Genomic DNA, 1,563 nt, shown 5'->3' with positions numbered 1-1,563 from the left:
CGGGGGTATCTCTCCAAGCGTGGGAATGATCTTGGTGGGTAGATGATCGACAGGGAAGATCATCCATCGAATTCGGGGGGATTCGAAGCCATGAGCGTGATCGAGGGAAACGGGAGTGTCGTCCAGGCCGGGGCGGGTGCGGCCGGGATGGTGCCGATGCCAGCCACGAGCGGGGACGTGCCGGTCCGGGAGCTGCTGGGCGATGAGGTGCTGGACGTGCTGCTGGAGCGCTCGAAGGACGAGGCGGGGCAGCTGCGGCTGACCGGTGAGGGCAGCATGCTGGGGCAGCTGGTCAAGGCCGTGCTGGAGCGGGCGCTGGAGGCCGAGCTGACCGCGCACTTGGGCTATGGCAAGCACGACCAGGTCGGGAACAATTCGGGGAACTCGCGCAACGGGCGGGGCAGGGGCAAGACGGTGCAGACCGGGGTCGGCCCGGTCCGGCTGTCGGTGCCGCGCGATCGGGCCGGGACGTTCGAGCCGGTGCTGGTGCCCAAGCGGGTGGGCCGGGTCGCCGGCGGCCTGGACGACATGATCATCAGCCTCTATGCGCACGGCATGAGCGTGCGCGACATCCTGCACCACCTCAAGCAGGTGTACGGCACCGAACTCTCGCACGAGCAGGTGTCGCGGATCACCGACCAGGTGATGGACGAGGTCAAGGTCTGGCAGACCCGGCCGCTGGACCCCGTCTACGCCGTGGTGTTCCTGGACGCCCTGGTGGTCAAGGTGCGCGACAACCATGTGGTGACCAACAAGCCCGCCTACGTCGCGGTCGGGATCGACGCCGACGGGGAGAAGCACGTGCTGGGGATCTGGCTGGCGCGGACCCCGCCCGAGAGCGCGACCGCCGCCGAGGGGGCGCGGTTCTGGGGGCAGGTGATGACCGACCTGCGCAACCGCGGTGTCCGCGACATCCTCATCGCCTGCTGCGACGGCCTGAAGGGCTTCGAGGACGCCATCGGCGGGGCGTTCCCCGCCACCGTGGTGCAGACCTGCGTGGTTCACCTCATCAGGAATGCGCTGCGGCCGGTCGCCCGCCGCGACGCCGGCGCGGTGGCCAAGGAGTTGAAGAAGGTCTACACCGCCGTGGACGCCGACGCCGCGCTGGACGCTCTCGCCGCGTTCGCCGACACCGACCTCGGCCGCAAGTATCCCCAGGCCGTGCGGGTGTTCGAGGACGCCTGGGACCGGTTCACACCCTTCTTCGCCTTCACCCGGCCCGTCCGCAGGCTGCTCTACACCACCAACGGGATCGAGTCGCTGAACTACCAGCTCCGCAAGGTCACCAAAGCCCGCGGGCACTTCCCCACCGACGACGCCGTGGTCAAGCTGCTGTGGCTGGCGATCATCAACATCGAGGACAAACGCGCCCGCGAACGCGCCGCCAAACGCCAGCAAGGCGACAAGCACGCCTTCCAGCCCACCCGCCTCGTCGAAGGACAACGCGCCGCCGGATGGCGCGAAGCACTCAACGAACTCGCCGAGGCCTATCCAGGACGCATCAGGTAAAGCGAACATCGCCTTCTACCTGCAAGGACTTTCCACACCTGAAGTTACAACCTC

General features: G+C 67.9%; 1 protein-coding gene. It reads left to right on the top strand.

Going from position 1 to position 1,563, the window contains the following annotated elements; genetic code table 11:
- The first annotated feature begins 147 nt into the window (after positions 1-147).
- Complete coding sequence (locus ACGFIS_RS37520) at positions 148-1,509, top strand: IS256 family transposase (RefSeq protein WP_392974024.1); 1,362 nt, start codon at positions 148-150, stop codon at positions 1,507-1,509.
- Positions 1,510-1,563 lie beyond the last annotated feature (54 nt).

Source organism: Spirillospora sp. NPDC048824 (assembly GCF_043198455.1).
Taxonomy (GTDB): Bacteria; Actinomycetota; Actinomycetes; order Streptosporangiales; family Streptosporangiaceae; genus Spirillospora.
The sequence above is the reverse complement of the archived record's forward strand: the minus strand, read 5'-3'. Positions and strand labels throughout refer to the sequence as shown.

Excerpts from the sequence above, each read along its gene's own strand:
- ACGFIS_RS37520 (WP_392974024.1), top strand. The coding sequence starts at position 148 with ATGGTGCCGATGCCAGCCACGAGCGGGGACGTGCCGGTCCGGGAGCTG.